Below are 22,614 nucleotides of genomic sequence, written 5' to 3' on the forward strand. Positions count from 1 at the left end.
GAAGACAAATTAATCTTCGGCCTTATTTTGTTTTAGAGGCGTTCAGGGAATCGTGCAGGCTCTCGCTCATGCATCATATCATAAATTGTTTCGACCACATCTTCGATGCTTGGCTTTGTAAAGTAGTCGCCATCGCTACCATAGGGACTTCGATGAGCTTTTGCAGTTAGTGTCCTGGGAGGGGCATCAAGGTTATCGTAGGCCTGCTGCTGCTCCAAGACTTGCTGCATCATATAGGATGTGGCTCCACCAGGGACATCCTCGTCCAAGAATAGGACACAGTTTGTTTTAGCAATGGAATCTCCGATTTTTCCAAATCGATCGAATGGCAGAAGCGTCTGAGGGTCAATAAGCTCAACAGATATTCCGAGTTGATCCAAACGACTGACCGCTTCCTTGGCAATATTGATACAAGCCCCATAGGTAACCAAGGTGATATCATGGCCTTCGTGAAGAACCTCGGGGACTCCTAAAGGCACTTTATAGTCCTTAAGGTTATCTGGAATTCGTTCTTTTAGCCTGTAGCTATTGAGAACTTCGATCACCAAAGCAGGATCGTCATAAGCAAGTAGAGTATTGTAAAGACCAGCCGCCTGTACCATGTTGCGTGGCACACATACATGAATCCCCCGCAGCCCGTGTAAAATCATGCCAATGGGAGAGCCTGTATGCCAGATACCTTCCAGGCGATGTCCTTTGGTCCTCATGATCACTGGAGCGACTTGACCACCAGCAGTGCGATAGTGAAGGCTGGCCAAGTCATCGGATGCTACTTGGAAGGCGTAGAGAAGGTAGTCGAGGTACTGAATGTCGACAATGGGTTTGAGTCCACGAAGTGCAGCACCGATACCTTGGCCTAGAATCGTGGCCTCACGAATACCTGTATCTGTAACCCGATGTTCTCCATGCTTATCGCTTAGGCCGTCGAATTCAAGGTTAACGCCACCGAGTTTACCGACATCCTCGCCGATAATGAAGAGACGAGGATCTTCGCTTAAGTGGATATCAAAGATTTTTTGGATCACCTGGCGACCATCAACTTTCTCTGAAGCATCACTGAAAATCGCTTCGGTACCGATCTCTTGAAGAGGACTGTGCTCCTCGTCCACAAAAAGCTTGCTATTGTAGCGTTGGCTATTTTCATCAAACTGTTCGTCTAGCAGGCTTCGCAGTTTTTCTAAGCTGCTACTTGATTGCTCCCGAGCAGACAATAGAATCTGCCGGGCGGCGGCGATATTATTCTTGCGATTGACAATGGGGTTGCGTTCAAGAGCCTTGCTCACACTGGCCACTGATGGCAGCTCCGGGTGCTCGGTCTCGATTTCTTTAAAGGCATCGAGAAACATCTGCTTTTCAGTTTGGATTGGCGACAGGTAGTCTTCCCAGGCAGCTTTACGCTCCTTCTGAACAAATGCCTTAGACTCAGCTTCCAGTTGGTCTAACTCGCCTTGGCTTGCCATGCCCTGATCTAGAATCCATTCTCGCATCTTCACGAGACAGTCCAATGAGCTTTCATACTCCAGTCTATCTTTCGACTTATAACGCTCATGGCTTCCCGATGTGGAGTGACCTTGAGGTTGGGTCATCTCGATGACATGAACCAACGCTGGGATATGGTGATCTCTGGCAGCAGCTGTTGCATCCCGATAGGCATGAATCAGTTCTTGATAGTCCCAACCCTTGGCGACCAGAATATTGTAGCCATTGGTGTTCTGCTCTTTCTCAAAACCAGAGCAGATCTTTGAAATAGATTCTTTGGTGGTCTGGAATTTGGCGGGAACAGAGATACCGTACTCATCATCCCAAACGGAAATGACAACGGGGATCTCTAAAACTCCTGCGGCGTTGAAACATTCCCAGAAAACACCTTCTGATGTGCTAGCGTTGCCAATGGTACCAAAGGCTATCTCACGACCTTGATTGGAAAAGCCTGTGCCATCTAAATTCGGGTGCTGACGGTAGAGTTTAGAAGCATAGCCAAGGCCCACAAGCCGGGCCATCTGACAAGCTGTTGGCGAGGCATCAGAGCTGGTGTTGTATTGTTCAAGTTGGTTGACCCACTGACCTCGTTCGTCCAAAGATCGCGAGGCAAAGTGGCTGTTCATCTGGCGGCCACCTGAGTGAGGTTCCCGTTCAAGGTCGGTATCTGCGTAGAGCTGTGCGAAAAACTGTCGTATGGTCGCTGCTCCAAGTGCAAACATAAAGGTTTGATCGCGGTAGTAGCCGGATCGCCAGTCGCCTTTTTGGAAGTAGCGGGCCATAGCAACTTGAGCCACTTCTTTACCATCACCAAAGATGCCGAACTTGGCTTTGCCTGAAAGAACTTCCTTGCGTCCGATGAGACTCGCTTCGCGGCTCATGAAAGCTGTCTTGTAGTCTTCGAGCACTTGCTCCTTGGGTAGCTCGACGACTTTGAGTTTTCTGTTACCTGCCGGTTTCGCCATTGGAACTCCTTCCGAACCTATAAAATAAGTTGAACCACTGTGACCCCATCTCCCCCTTCTTCTTTCTCGCCAGGGCGGAAGTCTAAGTTGTAGGGAGAATCTTTGGTTAGGGCGGTACGGATCGATCGTTTTAGAACATCCGTGCCGTGGCCATGAATGAGAATGAGCTGGGTTTCGCCCCGCAATACTGCCTTGTCGATAAACGCCCAAGTTTTCTCTAGGGCTCGCTCAACATCTTGGCCGCGCAAATCAATGCTATTGGTGGGGGAAGGGACGATAAAGCCAATTTTTTGTGTTTTGTTTGCCGAGGTGCTCCTCTTTTTCGCTGGCTTCGTATCTTTCGAGTTTTTGATGAGCCGCAATTCCTGTAGGGCGGGCTTGATTTTAAGAAGACCCACAGATACCTCTACAGCGGGAGGGCTTTTTTGAACTTTGGTGACTGTTGCTTCCCTTTCGAATGACACCACATAAACTTTAGATCCGACTTTCAACTGATCGATAGCTACAGGCTCCCCAGGGATGTCTTGCTTGAGCTTGTATTCATCCCCGAGTTTTTGCAAGTTAGACTCTAAAGCGCTGAGCTTATTCTCTGCCGAGCGACGGCTATCTCGGGCTTCGTCTTTTAACTCTGTTAGCTGATCTCCCGAAGGCAGTTTTTTGACCAATTTCTTAAACTGATCGGCCTGATCACGAAACTCGATCTTTAGCTTATCAATTTGATTTTGGTAAACATTGCGGATTTTCTCGGAAGCTTTCTCCTTGGCTTTGAGTAAGGCCTCGCGGTCCTGTTCCCAGCGGAACTTCTGTGACTCAGTTTCCATGCGCAGTTGTTCAAACTTAGCTCGCTCCTGCTTGGCCTGCTCTTTGGCAGCGAGCATGTCTTCGATGATGCGGTCCATCTCGGTAGAGGACTCGCCACGGAGATCCTTTGCCCTAGCGATGACATGGGCTGGTAAACCCATCTGCTCTGCAACTTCAAGGCCGTGGGACTGACCTGGGATATCGAGCACTAGCTTATAGGTTGGCTTCAGAGTCTCCACAGAAAATTCCATCGATCCATTGCGGAAGCGTGGGTCGCTCATGGCCAAACCTTTGAGGTTGTCAAAGTGGGTGGTTACCACACCCAGAGCTTTCCGATCAGCCACGCATTCTAGAACAGCCTGACCAATGGCCGAGCCGGTCTGGGGCTCGGTGCCCACAGCGAGTTCATCTAGCAGAACCAAATCTCGCGGCCCGGCCTGCTCTAAAATCGGTTTAAGTCCAAGAACGTGGCCAGAGAAGGTGGAAAGATTGGCTTCAATATTTTGCGAGTCACCCATCTCCAGGTAGATCTCCTCAGGAAGGAATATTTCGGACTCTTCCTCTACTGGGATCAATAATCCAGCCTTGGCCATGAGGTGTAAGATTCCCACTGTTTTTAGCACAATGGTTTTACCGCCAGCATTAGGCCCAGATACGATCAAGATATGGTTTTCGGAGTTTAACTCGATATGATTGCCGATGGCCTTGCCACCGTTTGGAGTGGTAACTAAGGGGTGCCTTGCACCTTTGAGTTTCAAGCACGGTTGATCATGAATTGTCACCGCGCAGCAGTCTAGATTCGCTGCTAGACGAGCTTTGGCGGATAGAATATCGAGCTCTACCAAGGCTTCATAGTTGGCTTTAAGGGTGTCTAGGTCAGCTGCAACTTGGGCGCTCAGCTCTCGAAAAATCCGCAGGATTTCGAGTTTCTCATTAAGCTCTAGCTCAAGCAGGTGCTCGTTGTGTGGTTTGATCGCTTCGGGCTCAATGTAAAGAGTCTGCCCGCTATCGCTGGTATCCTGGATAGAGCCTTTGACGCGACCGCGACCGTCGAGGCGGATGGGAACCACATAGCGCTCTGATCGCACTGTGAAAAACTTATCTTGCAGATAATTTTCAACTTCATGATCAGATAAAAGCCCTTTGATCTCGGTTTCTATGGTCTTTCTAAGAGAAAGTTTTTTTCGGCGGATACTCAGTAGTTCTGGGGAAGCACTGTCTAGAATTTCACCTTCGGGACTGATCGCTGTTTCAATGGCCGTAGCTAAATGAGGTAGCGGATAGATTGTGCGGTCGAACTTAACAAGTGTCGAACACTTTTCTGCAAAATCTGTGGTAAAACGCTGGACGCTTTTCACCGTTTGTAGAAGGCCGTAGACTTCTCTGAGGGATTCCCCGTCAAGAGTTTGCCCTAGGCTGGCTCCGCGAAAGGTACTGGTCAGCACGGGGATGTCACCTATGGGGGGAACGTAGCCGGTGCGAATCAGGTTTTTGAGTGGAACGATTTGATTCCAACCCAGTTCAATATCATCGCGGCTAAGATTGGGCTTTAGCTCTAAGCAGTGGTCTTTGCCAGCAGTGGTCTGGGTGTAGCCCGCGAGTAAGTCAAGAAGGGTTGGCCACTGGAGTTTGTCGAGTACTAATGGTTTCATCGAGGTCCTTAATGGTTTCTAAAGTGTCTTCGCGTACTTGGAGAGTGACATATTCAGTCATGCGCTGATCACTTTGGACAAAAGTTATATACTACTACAGGTTGCTAGGCCCCAAACCTTAGTAAAGCGGCATTTTGGTTTAGGTCCTGTTCGCCAAGATTCAATACCTTGGCCTTTGGATTCGGATCGCACCTTGAACCTTCTGTTTCCGCCACTGTACCAATGGGGCGAATTGGTCTTAATCAAGGAACATTTATGCAAAGTCTTTTTACTTTCTTAGCCCCCTACTTAACAAGTCCTATTACGTGGATTTCCTTCACTTTTGGCGCATGTATTGGCAGCTTCTTAAACGTATGTATTCTGAGGATTCCACAAAAAACTTTCTGGAAGGATCTACGTTCGGTTTGCACACACTGTGGCACGCCAATTCCTTTCTGGCATAATATCCCCGTTTTGTCCTGGTTCATTTTGCGTGGCAAGGCTGCATGCTGTCGCCAGCCCATCTCGTTTCAGTATCCACTTGTTGAAGCCTTCACAGGTTTCATGTTTGTTCTTATCTATTGGAAATTTCCCTTTGTGATTCGCTCAGGTAGCCAAATTACCTTAGACTCACTGGAGACCATCCGCTTTGCCCACGCTGCAGTTTTCTGTAGTTTGTTAATCATTTGCAGCGTGATAGACCTCCACCTTCAAATCATCCCCGATGTGATCAGTCTACCCATGGTAGCTTGTACACCATTGGTCGTTTTTCTGCACCCTGAGCTGGATTGGCAGTCTGCGCTCTATGGAGTTTTGGCTGGAGGGGGGAGCCTTTACGCCTTAGGACTGATTTATTACTTGGTGCGTCGCGAAGTTGGAATGGGCATGGGGGATGTGAAGTTGCTAGCTGGCATTGGTGGCTGGCTTGGCTATCAATCCCTGGTGCCGACACTCTTCATTTCGTCGATCTCCGGTGCGGCGATCGGAATCGGTGTTATACTAGTAACGCGTTCAGGGAGTATGAAGGTAAAGATCCCCTTTGGCCCATTTCTCGCCATTGGCGCGGTGTTGTATCTACTCTTCGGCCAGGAGATCAATCAATTCTTGTTCTATCGTGAGTCATAGGAGGCTTTTTGCCAGCAAAGCACGACGTCAGCACGGGAGCTGATCGAAATCTTGACACGATTGCCCTCAAAGTTGCTCAGGAATTGGGTGACCAAACAACCCTTGCAGATCTTGTAGATGCTACAACTCATGTGTGGCAACGCTATTTCCCAGGACAGCCCCTGTCCTTTATCCCAGCAAGTTCTCACAATGGGAAACTCCTGGTGCAAGATCCCCCTGCCCATAGGGAGTTTGAGACAGGTATCAACGAGCTATGTGGGCAGATACGAACGATGCCCCGTCGAAAACTTGGGTACGCAGATATTATGTCAGTCCGTGTTGGTGATCGGTTGTGGAATATCTTCCTGCTTCAGTTCGAACGGATGGACCTTGGTTTTTTCGCCTGGCGTCATCAATCGATGGAGCGTCGCCAAAGGCTTAAGTCCCTGATTCTGGGGCAGGCTCACGTGATCAGCCGTTGGTGCTGCCGGTTCCAAAAGACCCAGGAGTTGCTCCATCGGGACGACCTTACCAACCTTTATAACTATCGCTACCTAGAAGCCTGTCTGGATGCTGAAATGAAGCGCGTCCAACGTTTCCAAACATCATTTAGCCTGCTTTTTATAGACTTAGACAGTTTCAAGCCCATCAATGATAAGTATGGCCATTTGGCTGGTAGTGAGGTTTTAAAGCAGGTGGCTCAAGTGCTACGACTGGAACTAAGGGATGTGGATAGCATCTTTCGATACGGTGGTGATGAGTTTGTCGTACTCCTTCTGGAGGCCAACAGCCTCAAGGCCTGGGGGGTTGCCGATCGACTTCGAGAAAAAATCGCCCAGCATGAATTTTCCATTGGCCAAGATGCCGTTGCACATGTTACCGCATCCATTGGAATCGCGTGTTGCCCTGAGCATGGTAGCGACAAAGCTGCTCTGCTCAAGCTTGCTGATGAGTGCATGTATCGCAGCAAGCGAGGAGGCAAGAACAAAGTCGTGATGGTCGGTCGCAAGTCTGGGCCTAGCGATGATCAAGCAGAAATGAGGAACTTAGATGAGTAATGCCAAATACCCGAGCGAAAGTGAAGTGATCATGACAGAGTTGGTGTTACCCCAGCATACCAATGAGCTGGGCACTGTATTTGGTGGGATGGTGATGTCATGGGTGGATATTGCTGCTGCAATCTGTGCTCAAAGACACTGCGGTAAGCAGGTTGTGACCGCTTCCGTGGACGCGATGGAATTCCGAGCCCCAGTACGCCTTGGCTGGATTATGAAGCTTCTCGGGTCGGTGAATAACGTCTGGAAGTCCAGTTGCGAAGTAGGTGTCAAGGTTATTGCGGAAAATCCAAAGTCAGGAGAGGTCTATCATACAGCTTCTGCTTATGTAACAATGGTTGCCCTTGACTCTATGGGGCGCCCGACGGCAATGCCGGTTATTGAGCCGGAGACTGAAGATCAAAAACGTCGCTTCCAAGAGGCTCAGGATCGAAAAGTTGCTCGGCTCGAACTCAAGAAGAAAAGGCGTCAAAGTTAAGTCACGAGTCTTTCAAGTAGCTCAAGTAGCAGCGCGCTGGTAGGGTCTAGCTGAAAATCTCAGTGGAGTGTGACATGATTGGGACTTGGATTGTATGGTTGATCTTGTTTTTTGGCATAAACCAGGCTGCGAAGGCCCAAGAGAGTCCTCCCCCCAATCTTGATCATATCGAAGTCTATCTCCATACCTTCGATGTTGGCGACATGATCTACACCAACTTTGGCCATACTGCTCTCCGTGTAAAAAATACAGAGAGTGGTCGTGACCTTATCTATAACTGGGGGATCTTTGATTTTGGAGATCCACTCAGTTTCTCTTTGAATTACTACCAAGGCAACCTCATCTATAAACTTGGGGTCTATCCTGCTCACCAAGCGATGCAGCGCTATCGTTTCGAAGGGCGAAAAGTTTGGCAGGATAAGCTCAATTTGAACAGCGACCAAAAAAGAATCCTCCTTAATAAGCTGGCCTGGAACGCTCTTCCTGAAAATCGTGACTATCTTTATCAGTACTTTTTTGACAACTGTGCGACGAGGCCGAGGGACTTTATCGATCTGGCCATTGGTGGCCGGCTTGCGGCTGCAACTCAAGAGATTCCTACAAACATGACGTTTCGAGACATGGTGCGCGATGGCTATCGGGTGAATCCTTGGATGGATGTGATTCTTGAAGTGGGCATGAACAGCCGGATCGATCGAGTCGTAACCCGCTGGGAAAGCATGTTTCATCCTCTGTATCTGCGCGAAGAGCTACAGAAAATCAATCTAGATTCTGGAAGTCTCTTGGGTGATGGCAAGCTCTTGATCGATGCCCCGGACCTTGAACAGCCCTCTTATGAAGTTTTCAAAGTGCTAGCAGCAATACTACTATTGCCTGCAATTCTTGGTCTGATTCTGATTCAGCGGGACTCCTATCGCATCAACCAGGGCAAAGCGGATCGCATTGGCGCTTGGGGGATGAGACTGGTAGGGTTTGCTGGAGTTCCTTTATTTTTCGTTGGTGGTGTTTTTGGTTTGCTTATGCCGCTCAACTGGATTTTTTCAGGGCATGGAGATCTTCACCACAATGTGAATATGATGATCTTTTTGCCGCTCGATCTGGTTTTAGTATTGCCGATGAAATATCTGATGTTCCTGGGTCGCCCCTTGCAGCTGGGAGCTAAAAGCTATAAAATCTTTAGACGTTATCTCATCTTACACCTACTCTTGACATTGGGAATGACCATCTCGTGGGCGATGGGTGACGTTTCGCAAAACCTCAATCGGGTGGCCTATCTTGTTCCTGCATGCTTACTACTACTAGGTATCATGCTTAACTTTGGAATTCAGGAAAAGCGTGGAAACTAGCCAACAAAGTCAGCCACAGACGAGCACCATGACTGGTGCTTGGTTTGAAACACAGAAGGCTCTGCTTTATGATTTCATGGTTCGCATGACCGGAGATCCGCAGCGGATGACCACGATTTTACTTGAGGTTGTGCGTGCCGTCCAAGATCAAGCTAAGGAGCAAGGTTGGGATCAAGCCCAATGCAAGATTAAACTTTATCAAACAGCCAAGAACTTCTGTGCTGATCGTTGGTATAAACCTCCCCAAACGGCTCTAGATGGAATTTACCAGGGGACAAACGCTCACGACAAACTGCGAGAGATCGAAGAGCTTATCATTTCGTTTGGTCCCTTTGAGCGTGAGGTGTTGTTGTTGCGCTATCGCTACGGCTTTGGGGAACATGATATCGCTCAGATCGTCAAGAAAAAGCCAGAACTTATCAATGAGAAACTCAAGCAGCTCATGAAGGAATTTAAGCGCAGTCATAAGGAAGAAGATACCAAGAGCTTGCTCCAATTTCCCCTATTTCAAATTGAAAAGGAAGAATACAGCACTGTAGCATTGAGCGAGCTTTTCGAACCTCAACGTGGGGATTACCTACGGATCTTGAAGTCACTGTTTTGGTTTTTGGGTATTCTTGGAATGCTCTATCTATACTGGCACTACGGATAGACCGTAGTGCCGATTCGTTCCGTCTGATTACTTAAGAAATTTCAAGAGAACACCGCCGTGTGAAACAAAGAATGGGGCAAACACTAGGCTAAGAATAGCCATAAGCTTCATCAAGATATTAATCGATGGCCCGGAGGTGTCTTTGAATGGGTCGCCAACTGTGTCGCCCACCACCGCTGCTTTGTGAGCTTCTGATCCCTTGCCTCCTAAGGCTCCTGCTTCGATGTATTTCTTGGCATTATCCCAAGCGCCTCCAGAGTTGGAAGCGGAAACGGCCATCACAAGACCAGTTACTAGAGTTCCTGCGAGCAAGCCCGCAAGAGCTTCAACTCCAAACAGATAGCCGAACACGAGGGGCGTAAGCATCACTAGCATTCCAGGTGCAATCATCTCTTTGATAGCCGCAGCTGTAGAGATGGCAACGCAGGTGCGGTGGTCAGGCTTTTCAGTGCCTTTGAGAATACCGGGCTTTTCGCGAAATTGGCGGCGAACCTCTTCGATCATGGCGTTCGCAGCAACGCCTACGCCTTTCATAGTCTGAGCAGTAAAGACGAAAGGTAGCATCCCGCCAACTAGCAGGCCGGCAAAAACCAAGGGTGAAAGCAGATCCAAAGCTTGAATGTTTGAGCGGACGAGAAAAGCTGCAAATAGGGCAAGTGCAGTAAGAAGTGCCGATCCGATAGCGAATCCTTTACCAATAGCTGCAGTGGTGTTGCCAGCAGCGTCAAGTAAGTCGGTGCGCTCACGAATCTCTGGCCCTAACTCTACCATTTCAGCGATTCCTCCGGCGTTGTCTGACACCGGGCCGTAGGCATCGATGGTTAAGCCGATTGCGATGGTAGAGATCATGCCAAGGGCGGCAATAGCAATGCCATACATTCCTGCTAGTGTCCAGGATAAGTAAACAGTTACGGCGAGGGCGATAACGGGTACCACGGAACTTTTATAGCCTAGGGCAAGACCGTAAATGATGTTTGTAGCAGGCCCGGTATTGGAGGCATCTGCGACTTCCCTCACGGGTCTATAGGAGTGAGAGGTATAGAATTCGGTCACATAGCCGATCAAGAGCCCAGACCATAGCCCTGATAGCAGTGAAATAAGAACATTTGTATTGGTGACTGTTTTGCCATTGATAACGAAAGATTCAAGTAATCCCCATTTGGTAATCACAATGCAGGCAATGGTCATTAACACGGTCGAGATTAATAGCTGCTTCTTGAGAATTGGTTCGGCGGAGGTTGCCTTGCTATCCAATCGAGCGAAGAAGCATGTGATCAGACTAATAGGGATACCAATCGCTGAAATTATGATGGGAAAATATATAGCGAATGGATCTGCTGCGATTGCTGCGGATGTAGCCCCGATCACTAGTGCGGCACAGGTAGCCTCAGCACAAGAACCAAAGAGGTCAGCCCCCATACCGGCGATGTCGCCAACATTATCGCCGACGTTATCTGCGATAACAGCTGGGTTTCTTGGGTCATCCTCTGGAATTCCCTGCTCAACCTTACCTACCAAGTCTGCCCCAACATCAGCAGCCTTGGTATAGATGCCGCCACCGACGCGACCAAATAGAGCAGCTGTTGACCCACCGAGGCCGAACCCAGCAACCATTTCCATTAGTAACTCTTTTTCTTCGATGATTGAACCATAGGCGATACACATGGTAATCAAGCCGAAAACCGCAAGTCCAACAAGCCCAAAGCCCATAACTGCACCAGACTGGAAGGCAACAGAGAAGGCTTCTGATAAACCGATTTTGGCCTTGATTGTAGTTCGCACGTTACCCATTGTTGCGATCTTCATACCGAGGAAAGCTGATAGACTTGAAGTCAGGGCGCCGATCAGAAAGGAAATCGCGCTGTATACACCCTCGTGAAGTGGTGTATTACTATGGTCGAGAGTTAGTATCATGAGCCCTGCAAACGCGATGGCAAAGATGCCAACATACTTATACTCTTTTGCCAGAAAAGCCATGGCACCTTCGGCGATGGCCTCTGAGATATCTTTAAACTTAGCTTCCTGCTCTGGAGTATCACCGACAACGGGAATGCGAACGACAGATCTAGCGAAGTATAGGGCAGTTATCATAGCCATTAGTGAGCTGCCATAGATAAGAAAAATAACCAACGAGGTCCCTCCTGAGTGCTTGTCATCCACTGTGGTATCCTCAGTATTCTTCAAGCCAGGGCTTTCGCTACTAAGGCTTAGCAGGCAAAATCCGATTTGAAAGGATCAGAGGAGACTCCAAGTGGGTAAATTAGGGTATCTTGAAAAACGTGAGACTGAGTATAACTGCAATTGATTGCGGGTAAAAAGTAAAATATTAGCAAGGCGACCTAAAAACTACGGAACGTCATCTAAATGCAGAGACGAACGGCCTGAATTCCTAGTAAAAACAAGGTATTCAAGACATCTCAGCGGTGGCTGTTTTCATGGGGATGCCTGGTTAAAATACTTACCACCACTGGTAAAACATAGTAAGGATAATGATTCAATGTTTCGCTGAGATAAATCATTTCTTGCAGTGGGCGATGTTGGCTGAAGTTGGGTCGAGTTAGAAGAAAATAAATGAACTGTGGAGCACTATGTTTGAGCAAATGCTTAAGTTGCGTTTAGGAGTCCTAGAAGAGATCCCTGGATTTCGAAATGATGCCTCGATGACAAAGATTTTGGGTGATTACTTTGCGGCTATCTATAAGTATCGTCAGGGTGAGATCGCCTTCTTAGAAAAGGAAGGAGAGTGGCTTGCTTATGTTATGGCAAGTCGTTTCTATCACCGTTTTTATGGAAGCGTTCTGACTCAGTTTGTTCTCGATTTCAAGCCAGAGTTTTCCGATGAAGCCGTTCCGATGATTCGGAACTTCATTGAGAGCTACGCGAAATCCGAGCAGTTCTCTCTAGTGGAGCTGTATGCTCCTTGCTTCGCCTTAGTTGAAGGGCTCGCATCAAACTGGCGAATAGCGGCGACATCCTACGGTGGAGACCCAGCTCTATCCCTAAAAGAGGCTAAAACATTAGCTAAGAAAGATGCCTTCAAGGACAATGATATTGAATTGGTCACTGCTGATGACCCAGAGCAGGTGGACCGTATCATGGCTTTGAAAATCGAGGCTTTCAAGGAGAATCCTGAGCTTTGCTGGTATTGGAACTGCGACCAATATCAAACTCAGGAATTTATGAGACTAATGAATAGTCTCGATCGCCAGGAAACCTTTCTACTCAAGAAAAAGAGTAGGATCGTTGGTTATGGCGGAATTAACTTTGACGCTCATAATGCTTATTGGGGGCCAACGTCGGGAGTTGACCTTGTCCTAAGCCCTAAACTCAGAGGCAAGGGTTTAAGTTATCCTCTATATGCCCATCTGTTTGAGGCGATGATTGCAAGAGGCGCCAAGTTTTATAAGGGTGCAACTCATAACCCAGCTGTCATTAAGGTAGCATCCTATTTTAATCGCTGGCCTTTGTACTACCAGCTTCTCCCAAAAGACTTGAAGATCTAGCCTACATTATGATTAGGTATCTATTTTTCGGGCAGAAATCCCAGCCCAGTTCTGTAAGGAGCTAATTTTAAAATCTTTCGTGAAGACTGCAAAAATTCACAAGATCCTCTAAAGAATGAAAACCTTGCGTCCGAAGGCAAGTGTGGGGGGATTAGAGGATGCCAAAATTCTTACTATTTATCACATTTTTTTGTGTCTCTTGTAGCAGTTTTACCAGTGGATTTTCTGGAGAAAATGGAACTGGCGAGACACAACCTGCCTCGGCTGATGCCGAATCAGAAGCCCAAACCACGGCTCCAGTGCCAGAAGAAGTGGGTGATGATACCAGCGAACCGCCTTGTACTGATGACCAACCACCTCTAACGCAAGCTGATTTGCTTACTGATCAGGTCATCAATGGTGCGGAGAATCAGTCAATTGTTTACGAACTGTTTGTCACAGACTGTCAAGGAACTCCTATTGGTATCCAAGGCTCCGTTGCCTTCGACGCTTTCGCTCGTTTATCGCCATTTGGTGCAGCTATTGGCTACCTTGTCCAGGAGGGAGAGTCGAAACTCGAAATCGACCAAGGTCAACTTGAAATTGCGGTAGGAAAAGACCTGTTTGGTAATACCGGTGATGAGTATGGGTATTATCAAACAAACGATTTGGAACTTAGCACCTCTGTGCGGACGGTAATTCTGGTGCTCGACGTCAGTGGGCTTTCATTTCGGCCAGTGGAAAGCCAAGAGAATCTAGAGGCCTACGATATACCTACATATCTTTCCATTGGTGACTCAATGCCAATTGAGAAAACGGTAAAATTCGTGATAAATCCCGAATCAAGCTAAGGGGATAAGCTGCCGATAGTCGAGCTATTGGTGGGAGGCCCTATGATTCGATTGCATATTTTACCAAGCTTACTCGTTGCTGTGTTCTGCGCACCGCAAGTCGCCTATGGCAAGACCGTTGTCACAACCTACGTTGTTGAGACTCAAGAAAAACGTCATTCAACTCGCTGGACCCTGACTGAGTGGCTGCGAATCAAAGAGAGAATTCGTCTGATGGATCTCTGGCTAGCTTTAGTGTCAGATCCAAAGAAGGAAAAATTCGCTCCCGAACTATCTTTGGGCTATAAATCTCTCTCAGGTGAGATGAAATTGAGTTCGGACATCAATTCCACGCCGACTTTGTTTGAATCGCAGTCAGCCCAGTCTGGTCGTATCCAGTTTTGGTTTACAAATCTCATTTCCTCCACAACCGGTCTAAAAACACCCAACGTTGATCTTGGGTTTGACTATGGTGCCCATCGCGGGAGTGATCCCGCAGTGGGAGAAGATCAGTATGACACTGGTGCACAGGTCTTAACACTATCCAAGCGCAGCTACAGCTATACGACTGTGAATTTTCGAATCTTCGGTAAAAACATTCAGGATACCTCCCTGGTGCTGAAGTATGGTCAGTATCAAACCAGTAAAGGCTTTGATGATAGTCTAGGAGAGTTGGATGAGAATGTTTCTGGACTTGTGGCTGGAGCGGAGTCGTATTTTTATATGCTGAAATGGTTGGGGCTAGAAGGTAACTACCTGAAGTTTGGTAACGATAAGGGGCCGGCTGGCTCTGAAGAGGTTAGTGGCGAGCTTTTTGACTATGGGATCTTCATCGAGGTCTACAACCTGCGTGTCGGATATGGCGAGTACGAAGAGGAATGGGAGTGGCAGACCCCGAGTTACGATCTCAAGTACGAGCGTCGCGGCCAAGCGGTTTCTGTAAAGTTGAACTTCTAGATCGGTTGACTTTAGGGGTACCAAGGGGTTACTCTTTGTTAGGAGTTGACCTCTCCTAAGGAGCCCCTCATGAGTCAATCCCTGAGCAGTCCAAGTTTACTGATAGCACTCCCACAATTGCAAGATCCCAACTTTGTGAAGTCAGTGGTCCTACTCGTTGAAAATAACGACGATGGGGCAATGGGGTTTATCATTAACCGACCCTCTCCTTTTTCCGTAAGAGATGTTTTGCAGGATGTTTCGCTTACGATCCCTGGAGACATTCCTTCTTGGTATGGCGGGCCAGTGGGTACTGAGCAAGGGGTGGTCATTCACAATCGCCCAGATGAACACGCCTCATCGAAAATTGGCTTTGTCAGAATCAGCTCATCGGAACGAGCGATGAAGGGCCTTATCGAAAGCCATCGAGAAACCCATGAATTGGAGCTGTATTCCTATCGCTTTGTCATTGGCTATGCAGGGTGGGGGCAGCGACAGTTAGAAAATGAAATGAAGGCTGGTGCGTGGATTCAAATTGATACCAGCTTTGATTTAATCTTCAATACACCATGGCAGAAGATGTGGGACGAGTCTATGAGGAGAATTGGTGTCAATCCTATGGATATCGCACCCACGGTGCAGCCCTACCTTAACTAGTGCCTAGGCAAGTTGAATTCTCGGCTAGGCGACAGGGAGTGAGCGAGAAGACAGTAGGTCCTGGGTACGGTGACGAAGCGAGTGACAAAGTCAACAACGCCGAGGCTTTGAATCGACTAGGCACTAGTGGGCATATTTTACTTCTTGGCTTTCATGATGGAGGTTGGTAGACCTCCAAAATCCACAGGCTGGATAAGCGAAATTTCGTATCCGACATCTTCCAGAGCGGCAATCCAAGCCCGCTTGCGTGGTGTGATAGCGACAATCTCTTGAACGTTTCGATCCTTGGCAGCCCTGGCAAACTCCTGATAGAGAATATCGACATCCTTGGGGTTCTTGACTCGGATACCGTAGGGAGGATTGGTGATAATACTGGGAATATCTCGGTCATCAGCGAGGTAACTCATCTTGATTGCATTGCCGCGGTAGAGTCGAAATTCAGACTTGAGGCCAAAATACTGCAGGTTTTCGATCGCTCCCTTGACCTTATTTCTCGAAGAGTCGGCTAAGATCAGAGACTCGTCTCGCATCTTTCCTGGTTTTGTCCACTGACTTTCGGGTTTACCCGGAATCTCAGTAGCATAATGATGATTCTTGTATGCGAAGTCTTGGGAACGAAAGCGGTCGAGGGAAAGCTGTTGCTCCAAGGCGAGAGCTTCAATCCCTACGGTTCCACCACCACACATAGGATCAAAGAATCTCTTATGGGTAAAATATTGCGATTCAAGGACCAATGCTGCTGCGATTGTCCGTTGTATCGGAGCTTGGTGCTGAAATGGCAATTGCATGGACTCTGATTGAAAGATCCCCGTAGTATTCAAGGTTAAAATATATTGGTCTTGAAAAAGCCAGGCATGGAAGTCAATATCTGGATTTCGTAGATTGGCCTTAGCAACGATCTTATCCCTTAGTAGAGAACGTGACATTCCTGATGCTGTCGCCCGGGCCAGATCAACAGAAATAAAGGGGTGGTCACCGAAGCGAAAGCCTTTAACAGCGAAAACCCGATCATTGGCAAAAAAGCGGCTGAACTCAACTTCAAGCAACTGATCCCTCAGCTGATCTAAAGATGATAGTTGGGTCTCAAAAAGAACCAGGCCGACACTCTCACAGGTTCTTATGTAGTGATTGAGATAAGCGATTTCGGACATGGGGCAATCCCGCAGGACCACACAAGAGGGCGATATAGTAGTTCCGTGCCGATGATGAAGGGAAAGCTCTTTTCGCAGAAACGGGGCTAGGCCTTCGGCACAGAATAGGGCAAGGTCAATTTGATTCACAGAAGATCTCCAGATCGTAGTTCAGAGTCCTTCTGCATCATTTTGAGATGAATCTCAACAGTTAATGAGGACTGACCATTTAACGCCTCTCATCTATGATAAATTCATGAAAACTTTGGCCTGTCTCATCAAGGGCTTGGATCTTGAATGAGCGCCCCTGGTGAGTCATTTGAAGGAAATGGTGCTTTTTAAAGGCAACCCCACCATCCTTCAAATACCAGCGATCGTGTTTTGGGCTTCGCTGTTTCACTCCAAGGCCGCCTTCGCCAACATAGATGATGCCTCGTTGCTCATCGGCCTCATCGTTGAAGATCGGAAGAGTTTTTTTGAAGGTATGGCCATCAGACTCGAATGCTAATCTCACTCCATAGTCTTCAAACAGAGGAACCCACTTTTTAGTTTCACTTGCTCGCTTTACAGCAGGGTAAGCTGGACGGTGATAATTTGTAAAGGTCCACTGGCCAGCACTTTGCGACTGCATTAATTCTTGCTCAAGCCATTGGTATTGAAGACCCATCACGCTTTCTTCCGAGTTGAGAGTGATCAGATCTAGGCTGCCTATGCTTGTTTTAAAATAACCGGGATGCTCGGGGTCCAAACCAAAAACTTGATTGTAGAGGGTTTTATTGGTTTCATGATTACCACGGGTTGGAATGATGGGCAGGAGGCGACCATCTTCCAAAGTAGTAAGTGCATAGTCGTTCAGCCAAAGCTGCCATTGCCGCCAATCGTTGCCATCAGCGATATAATCACCGCCATGAACAAAGGCGATGATCTCTGGTTGATTCGCTAGAATGTCTCGAATGGATCGATTGATAAAGCGTCGATTATCATGGTTAGATCGCGAATCACCGCCAAATAGTAAGCCGTAGTCGTCGTGATCGGGTGCTGTTTGAAATTGGTAGATGGGGCTCTCACTGTTACTGGTGGCCACCTGGAGATAGTATTTTGTATTCGGCATAAGGTTCTTGAAAATAGCTCTTGCCGTGTAGGGGTTTTGTTTGGTTTCGAAAAGGTTTGGGTTTTCATATTGAGCTAGGGAGACTACCGCGTGAGGCTCAATTGCTTGCAATAAGTCAGCCTGCAAGCTCAGAGTCGGAATAGCTGTTTCGTCCCCATCATTTTGAGTCCAGACGATGGTGGCCTCAGTGCTTGGCTGTTCTAGCCAAACTACACGGACTTGAAAACCCTTCACGTTCTCTTTTGGTCCACATGAAAACAACAAAGCCCCTAAGGCTAGTAGGAATAGCCTCATGCTGCTTAATCTCCAAATGTATTTGCTATACTCAATAGTTTGCCAGCAATGGCAATAGCTCTCAAGGCAATATGGGGAAGACAGGGGAAAATTTATATTTCTGGGTATCAAGTCTAAAGATGTAAAGAATAGAGAAAGAACTTAAAAAGTTAAGATTCCTGGAGGCGTTTGACTCTTTTATACCACATTAGGGTGTTAAAGATAGACACTAGCAGCAGGCCGGTCGCAAGCCCTAACCAAAGCCCCCAAAGCCCCTGATTGAAGGTGAAGCAGGCCAGGATGGAAACCGGAAATCCAATGAAGTAAAATCCAGCAAGGTTTGCATACAGTGAAGTTTTAGTGTCGCCAGACCCGCGAAGGGCTCCACCGGATACCACCTGAATGCCATCAACCACTTGAAATAAGGCACAAAGCCCGATGACTGTGAGAGCCATAGAGACGACTTCGGAATCCTCTGTAAATAGTCCTATAAGTGTCTCAGGAAAAAGGAAGAGAATAAGACCGAAGAGAGCCATAACAATAGCACCCAGGCTAATTCCTAAAAAACCCACCTGGCTTGCCTTCTGATACTGCTGAAGGCCGCAGTGATTGCCCACTCGAATCGAAGTGGCCATGGATAGGCCCATAGGAAACATAAAAGTCGTTGTAGCAATGTTCAGGACAATATGATGGGCTGCTAAAGGCTTCGCTCCTAGTGTAGCGCCGATCAAGGTCATAACATTGAACGCAGCGACCTCAAGACCAATTTGGGAAGCAGCGGGGATGCTGAGCTTGAGAAAGAGCTTGGCAAGAACTTTATCGAATCCTAGTAGGGTTGCGAGTGTCGGTCTGAAAGCTGGTTTTTGCTTGCTCCATAGATAGAAGGAAAGACCAAGAATCGCTAGGAACATAAACACCCGGCCAATGAGGGTTGCATAGGCGACCCCTTCGGAGCCTAAGGCTGGGAATCCCCAGCGACCCAAGACGAATGCCTCATCAAGGACGTAGTTTAAAATGTTGGCGACTACGATAATGATCGTGACAGGGGTTGCAATCTCCATAGCTTGCCAGAATTTTTGCAAGCAGTTGAACATCACCAAGAATGGTGTGCTAAAGGCGACTACTTTGATGTACGGAACAGCTTTCTCCACCACAGCAGGGGTTGCTCCCGTGAGATAGAAGTAGTCGGCAGCCAGAAGAATAACAGGAATGAGTAGCAATGATAGGGTGAGGCTGAGGAGAAAAGAAAATCCCAGGCACTGATAGATAGTTTTGAAATCTCTCCGGCTAAATGATTGAGAGACAATCGTGTCAATGCCAAGCAGCAGACCAATAGCAACAATGAGAAGTGGCCAGACCAGGCTATTTCCAGCGGCGACTCCCGCTAGATCCTCGGCACTAACTTTGCCGACAACGTAGGTATCCACGAGCCCCATGGAAATGTTCCCCACCTGGGATAGAATCACGGGAACAGCTAACATGATCAGGCGGCGAAATTCGTAGATTCCTGGGAACATAATCTCTTCTAGATGAGTTTGTCGATGGCTGCCACAAGTTCTGAAAACGAGTCGAGAATTACATCGGGTTCAGGGGAGGCGTCTGATTTTGGATCGAGAGATACATTCTTGTGAACATTCAGCTCGGGAGAAAATTGCAACAAGGCGTCTTTAATCTCAGGTTCAATCTGAGTTCCATAGCGAGCCCAAGCAGTTCGGACTCCAAGAGACCTACCGAGACCCACGTCCTTACGGAGATTGTCACCAACCCAAAGAACATGATCGAAGTGGCCTTCCATGTCGTGATCCATGAGAACGGTTTTTAAGCCGCGAGTTCCAGGTTTTTCATAGTCTTCGGGAAGGGTGCGAACGATTCCCTTAAAGTCGAAGGCTGATTGCTGGAGGTGTTTATATAAAATTTCAGGGGCAACCTTGACTTTTTTGCTTTCTGGGTCAGTGGGGATACGAGGATCTGAAAGACCATAAAGTGCATCGAAGTAGTGTAAGATTCCTAACTTGTTCAGCTTCCACATAGCCACATATCGTGGTGCATCGGTGAGCGCAATGATAGGGAAGTGTGGCCAGCGATCCTTGATGGTTTTAAACGTTTCTAGTACACCATCATAGGCAGTTAAATGCTTCTGGGCCATATCTTTGAAAGCTAGGCGACCTGGTTCCACCGCTTCGCTTAACATGCGATCGATGTCCCCTTGATAGTGGGCAGCGATGGATGGCAGCTCTTGAATCAAGAAAGGGTATTCAATAGAGCCCTGTTCCTCAAAGACTTTTTTCGATTCTAGGGCTTGCTGCGCAACCGGGACTCCTGTGATATCTTCCACCTTACTAAACAGTTCGTTGAGGCAGGCTACGTAATAGCTAACCCAGTCGAACACTGTGTTGTCGATGTCCAGAACGAGCAGTTTTTCGTATTTTCTTGTCAAAGTCGCCACCTCAGTCAATACAGGTTCTTGGTAGATGGGAAATGGATGATTTCTATAGCACGTTTTGCCGCAAAGTCAAAATGTTACCTAGTGGAATCCTAAAAATTCATGGTTTGTTAGGTCACATCAAGCTCATAAGAGTCTCACCAATGCTTTTTGATAAATTCATCGGGCAGACCTAGTTCACGGGCATACTCGATATCGATTCCAATGAGCCTAACAGATAAAAAATGACGCACCCAATCATCCCCGTCAATCATCATCTTACGCCAGTCCCCATCATCGACCACCCTTCCTTCGTTGATCAAAATGATACGGTCGGCGAAGCGAATGGCAATTTCTACGGATGATGTGGAAATAAGCAAGGTGCGGGACTCATCCTTCTGGCCTAATTCCTTGATCATATTCAAGATAATTGTAGATGTAACGGGATCGAGACCCGATGTTGGCTCGTCGAAGATGGCGACAACAGGGTCTGTAGCCAAAGCTCTTGCTATGCCTATGCGACGTTTCATGCCTCCTGATAGCTCGTAGGGAAACATGGTTTTAGTCCGGGGAAGCTTTAGGCTGAGGAGTAAGTCGTCGATCACCTGCTCCATCTCATCATCGCTAAGATCTGTCATATGCTCCATGGCGAACCGAATATTGTCGTTCACCGTCATGTAGTCGAAGAGCGCTCCTTGCTGGAATGCCATGCCCACCCGTCTTAAGGTTTCCTGCTTTTCATTTTCCGAAGCATGGACCATATCTCTCTCAAGGAGTGATATTGAACCGCTATTGGGCTTTTCTAGGCCCAACAAGAGTTTGAGAAGGGTCGACTTGCCACATCCACCAGGACCGAGAATGCTGACTTTTTCTCCAGGCTGCACCTCGAAGCTGATGTCATCGAGAATTTTAGCTGAACCATAGGACTTGCCAACTTGCTGCAGTGATATCAAGTGCCCTCCTTCTTGCGCCGCATTGAATGATTTTTTGTGCCATAATTAGCCACTATTGGAAATGTCTATATGAGTGACTTGTTGTGAAAACCTTGATTTGGACGCGATCCAAGGCCGATTGGCCTAGGGATCGACAGTTGTTTTCCGATCCTTCTTCAGTCATGCACCTGCCATTGACGAGACAGGTGGCACTGCCGCTGTGCGACTGGCCCACTGGTGATGGTGCGATTATCACCAGCCCTAAGGGAGCGAAGCTGTTGCTGGATAACCCTGAGGCCGTCGCCAGACTCCAAAATCGGCAGATATATACATTTAGCTCACGGGTGGCCCAGGTAATGGCAATGTTTGCTGTGAATCTGCTACCAGGGGACCGGGCCCAAGCGATGATGCCAGATTTAATCAAAGCGCTTAGGGAAAAGTCTGGAACCCATGTTTTTTTAAGTGCTGAAAAGTCAGCCTACCCCATCGCTGATGTGTTAAAAAGTCAAGGTGTTGATTGCGTTCACTACCCCATCTATCGCACGGAGGCTGAAGACCATGATGGGCTAGCAGAAGATCCGCGACTGAAAATTGGTGGAGTTGTTTGTCTTGCAAGCCCATCGGCAGTCCGAGCATGGTTTAAGCTTGTCCAGCAAAACGGACTTGATCGGCGAGCCTGGGATCTTGTGGCGTTGGGACCGAGCACTGCTGATGAGATCGAGCGTAGCCACGAGCAGCCGATCATCGCCGACGAAACGAATTTAAGTTCGTTGGTGAAAAAGGCCGAAGCTTGTCTTTCCTGACCAACTTCAATATTGAACCCTGAAGCTGACATTTAACTTTCCCTGATTGGCAGTCGTAATGGTGTAGGGAAAGATCCCGTGGCTTGGAGAAAGTGTGAAGATCAAAAGTGGTATCATGGGACTCTCATCATCAAACGGAACCCCTAGGAGTTGGCACAGATGATCTTCGCGGATTACCACCTGACTAGGAATCTGGCTTAAACCATCTGGAGTATCGAACGGATAAACGGGTACTTGAGCTCTTGGCGATGCGATGTAAAGACCAAGTTGGCTATGGCGTAGCAGAGACCAATCTTCAGCATATGTTTCGGACTCCGTTGCAGCTCCGGCATCTAGATTGGTTCGGGTGAGTTCCCAACGGACTGGTAAAGTCATTTGAATGTTGCTCTCAGCCCGGGCAGGGGCCATTTGCCAAGCTAGTAAGGTGATCAAGTAAAATGTGATGTTTCGCAGCATCGTGTAACCTCTACAAAGCAAGGCAGAATCAAGGATTCGGACTGATAACTTAAATTTTAGCAAATCTTATG

The 22,614-nt window shown here is 47.8% G+C and carries 19 protein-coding genes; 10 read left to right on the forward strand and 9 right to left on the reverse strand.

All coding sequences use genetic code 11. The features are described 5' to 3' along the window. Positions 1-32: 32 nt before the first annotated feature. Positions 33-2,444, reverse strand: coding sequence for an alpha-ketoacid dehydrogenase subunit alpha/beta (locus tag B9N89_RS03810; protein ID WP_132315190.1), 2,412 nt, complete (start codon positions 2,442-2,444; stop codon positions 33-35). Positions 2,445-2,461: 17 nt separating this feature from the next. After that, a complete protein-coding gene (locus B9N89_RS03815) occupies positions 2,462-4,897 on the reverse strand; it encodes an endonuclease MutS2 (protein ID WP_132315188.1) in 2,436 nt (811 codons plus the stop codon). A gap of 255 nt (positions 4,898-5,152) precedes the next feature. Between B9N89_RS03815 and B9N89_RS03820 the strand changes: the two genes are divergently transcribed. From B9N89_RS03820 to B9N89_RS03840, 5 genes are all read left to right on the forward strand, one after another. Then, on the forward strand, positions 5,153-6,001 hold the full coding sequence (locus tag B9N89_RS03820) for a prepilin peptidase (protein WP_159455126.1): 849 nt from the start codon (positions 5,153-5,155) through the stop codon (positions 5,999-6,001). A gap of 8 nt (positions 6,002-6,009) precedes the next feature. After that, a complete protein-coding gene (locus B9N89_RS03825; RefSeq protein ID WP_132315184.1) occupies positions 6,010-7,038 on the forward strand; it encodes a GGDEF domain-containing protein in 1,029 nt (342 codons plus the stop codon). Continuing rightward, the gene (locus tag B9N89_RS03830) at positions 7,031-7,513 is read left to right on the forward strand and encodes an acyl-CoA thioesterase (RefSeq protein ID WP_200820656.1); all 483 of its coding nucleotides are present in this window, start codon (positions 7,031-7,033) and stop codon (positions 7,511-7,513) included. The genes B9N89_RS03825 and B9N89_RS03830 overlap by 8 nt, the downstream gene beginning before the upstream one ends. A 74-nt stretch (positions 7,514-7,587) precedes the next feature. Then, on the forward strand, positions 7,588-8,859 hold the full coding sequence (locus tag B9N89_RS03835; protein WP_132315182.1) for a lipoprotein N-acyltransferase Lnb domain-containing protein: 1,272 nt from the start codon (positions 7,588-7,590) through the stop codon (positions 8,857-8,859). Continuing rightward, on the forward strand, positions 8,849-9,511 hold the full coding sequence (locus tag B9N89_RS03840) for a hypothetical protein (protein WP_132315180.1): 663 nt from the start codon (positions 8,849-8,851) through the stop codon (positions 9,509-9,511). Before B9N89_RS03835 ends, B9N89_RS03840 begins: the two co-directional genes overlap by 11 nt. Positions 9,512-9,538: 27 nt before the next feature. Here B9N89_RS03840 and B9N89_RS03845 read toward each other — a convergent pair whose 3' ends face one another. Further along, positions 9,539-11,608 carry a V-type H(+)-translocating pyrophosphatase gene (locus tag B9N89_RS03845; RefSeq protein ID WP_132315752.1) on the reverse strand — a complete coding sequence of 690 codons (2,070 nt, stop codon included), beginning with the start codon at positions 11,606-11,608 and terminating at the stop codon, positions 9,539-9,541. Between the two features lie 491 nt (positions 11,609-12,099). Between B9N89_RS03845 and B9N89_RS03850 the strand changes: the two genes are divergently transcribed. The 4 genes from B9N89_RS03850 (at position 12,100) to B9N89_RS03865 (ending at position 15,416) form a co-directional block, all read left to right on the forward strand. Further along, the gene (locus tag B9N89_RS03850; protein WP_132315178.1) at positions 12,100-13,014 is read left to right on the forward strand and encodes a GNAT family N-acetyltransferase; all 915 of its coding nucleotides are present in this window, start codon (positions 12,100-12,102) and stop codon (positions 13,012-13,014) included. 158 nt (positions 13,015-13,172) lie between these two features. Then, entirely contained in the window at positions 13,173-13,844 is a 672-nt protein-coding gene (locus B9N89_RS03855; protein ID WP_132315176.1) for a hypothetical protein, read from the forward strand. Positions 13,845-13,886: 42 nt separating this feature from the next. Beyond that, on the forward strand, positions 13,887-14,780 hold the full coding sequence (locus B9N89_RS03860; RefSeq protein WP_132315174.1) for a hypothetical protein: 894 nt from the start codon (positions 13,887-13,889) through the stop codon (positions 14,778-14,780). 69 nt (positions 14,781-14,849) lie between these two features. Next, positions 14,850-15,416 (forward strand): YqgE/AlgH family protein, encoded by a 567-nt coding sequence (locus B9N89_RS03865; protein WP_132315172.1) that lies wholly within the window; start codon positions 14,850-14,852, stop codon positions 15,414-15,416. Positions 15,417-15,553: 137 nt separating this feature from the next. Here B9N89_RS03865 and B9N89_RS03870 read toward each other — a convergent pair whose 3' ends face one another. The 5 genes from B9N89_RS03870 to B9N89_RS03890 form a co-directional block, all read right to left on the reverse strand. Then, positions 15,554-16,696 (reverse strand): THUMP domain-containing protein, encoded by a 1,143-nt coding sequence (locus B9N89_RS03870; RefSeq protein WP_132315170.1) that lies wholly within the window; start codon positions 16,694-16,696, stop codon positions 15,554-15,556. Between the two features lie 79 nt (positions 16,697-16,775). Continuing rightward, positions 16,776-17,951 (reverse strand): purple acid phosphatase family protein, encoded by a 1,176-nt coding sequence (locus B9N89_RS03875; RefSeq protein WP_132315168.1) that lies wholly within the window; start codon positions 17,949-17,951, stop codon positions 16,776-16,778. Between the two features lie 149 nt (positions 17,952-18,100). After that, positions 18,101-19,447: an MATE family efflux transporter gene (locus B9N89_RS03880; protein ID WP_132315166.1), complete on the reverse strand. Its 1,347-nt coding sequence runs from the start codon at positions 19,445-19,447 to the stop codon at positions 18,101-18,103. 8 nt (positions 19,448-19,455) lie between these two features. After that, positions 19,456-20,367, reverse strand: coding sequence for an HAD family hydrolase (locus B9N89_RS03885; RefSeq protein ID WP_132315164.1), 912 nt, complete (start codon positions 20,365-20,367; stop codon positions 19,456-19,458). A gap of 143 nt (positions 20,368-20,510) precedes the next feature. Then, complete coding sequence (locus B9N89_RS03890) at positions 20,511-21,305, reverse strand: ABC transporter ATP-binding protein (protein ID WP_132315162.1); 795 nt, start codon at positions 21,303-21,305, stop codon at positions 20,511-20,513. Between the two features lie 83 nt (positions 21,306-21,388). Here B9N89_RS03890 and B9N89_RS03895 point away from each other — a divergent pair, with 83 nt between their 5' ends. Next, the gene (locus B9N89_RS03895) at positions 21,389-22,087 is read left to right on the forward strand and encodes a uroporphyrinogen-III synthase (RefSeq protein WP_132315160.1); all 699 of its coding nucleotides are present in this window, start codon (positions 21,389-21,391) and stop codon (positions 22,085-22,087) included. 6 nt (positions 22,088-22,093) lie between these two features. On the opposite strand, the gene B9N89_RS03900 is transcribed toward B9N89_RS03895, so the two are convergent. Beyond that, positions 22,094-22,543, reverse strand: a complete 450-nt coding sequence (locus B9N89_RS03900) for a hypothetical protein (protein WP_132315158.1) — start codon at positions 22,541-22,543, stop codon at positions 22,094-22,096. Positions 22,544-22,614 lie beyond the last annotated feature (71 nt).

Source organism: Pseudobacteriovorax antillogorgiicola, assembly GCF_900177345.1.
Lineage (GTDB): Bacteria > Bdellovibrionota_B > Oligoflexia > Oligoflexales > Oligoflexaceae > Pseudobacteriovorax > Pseudobacteriovorax antillogorgiicola.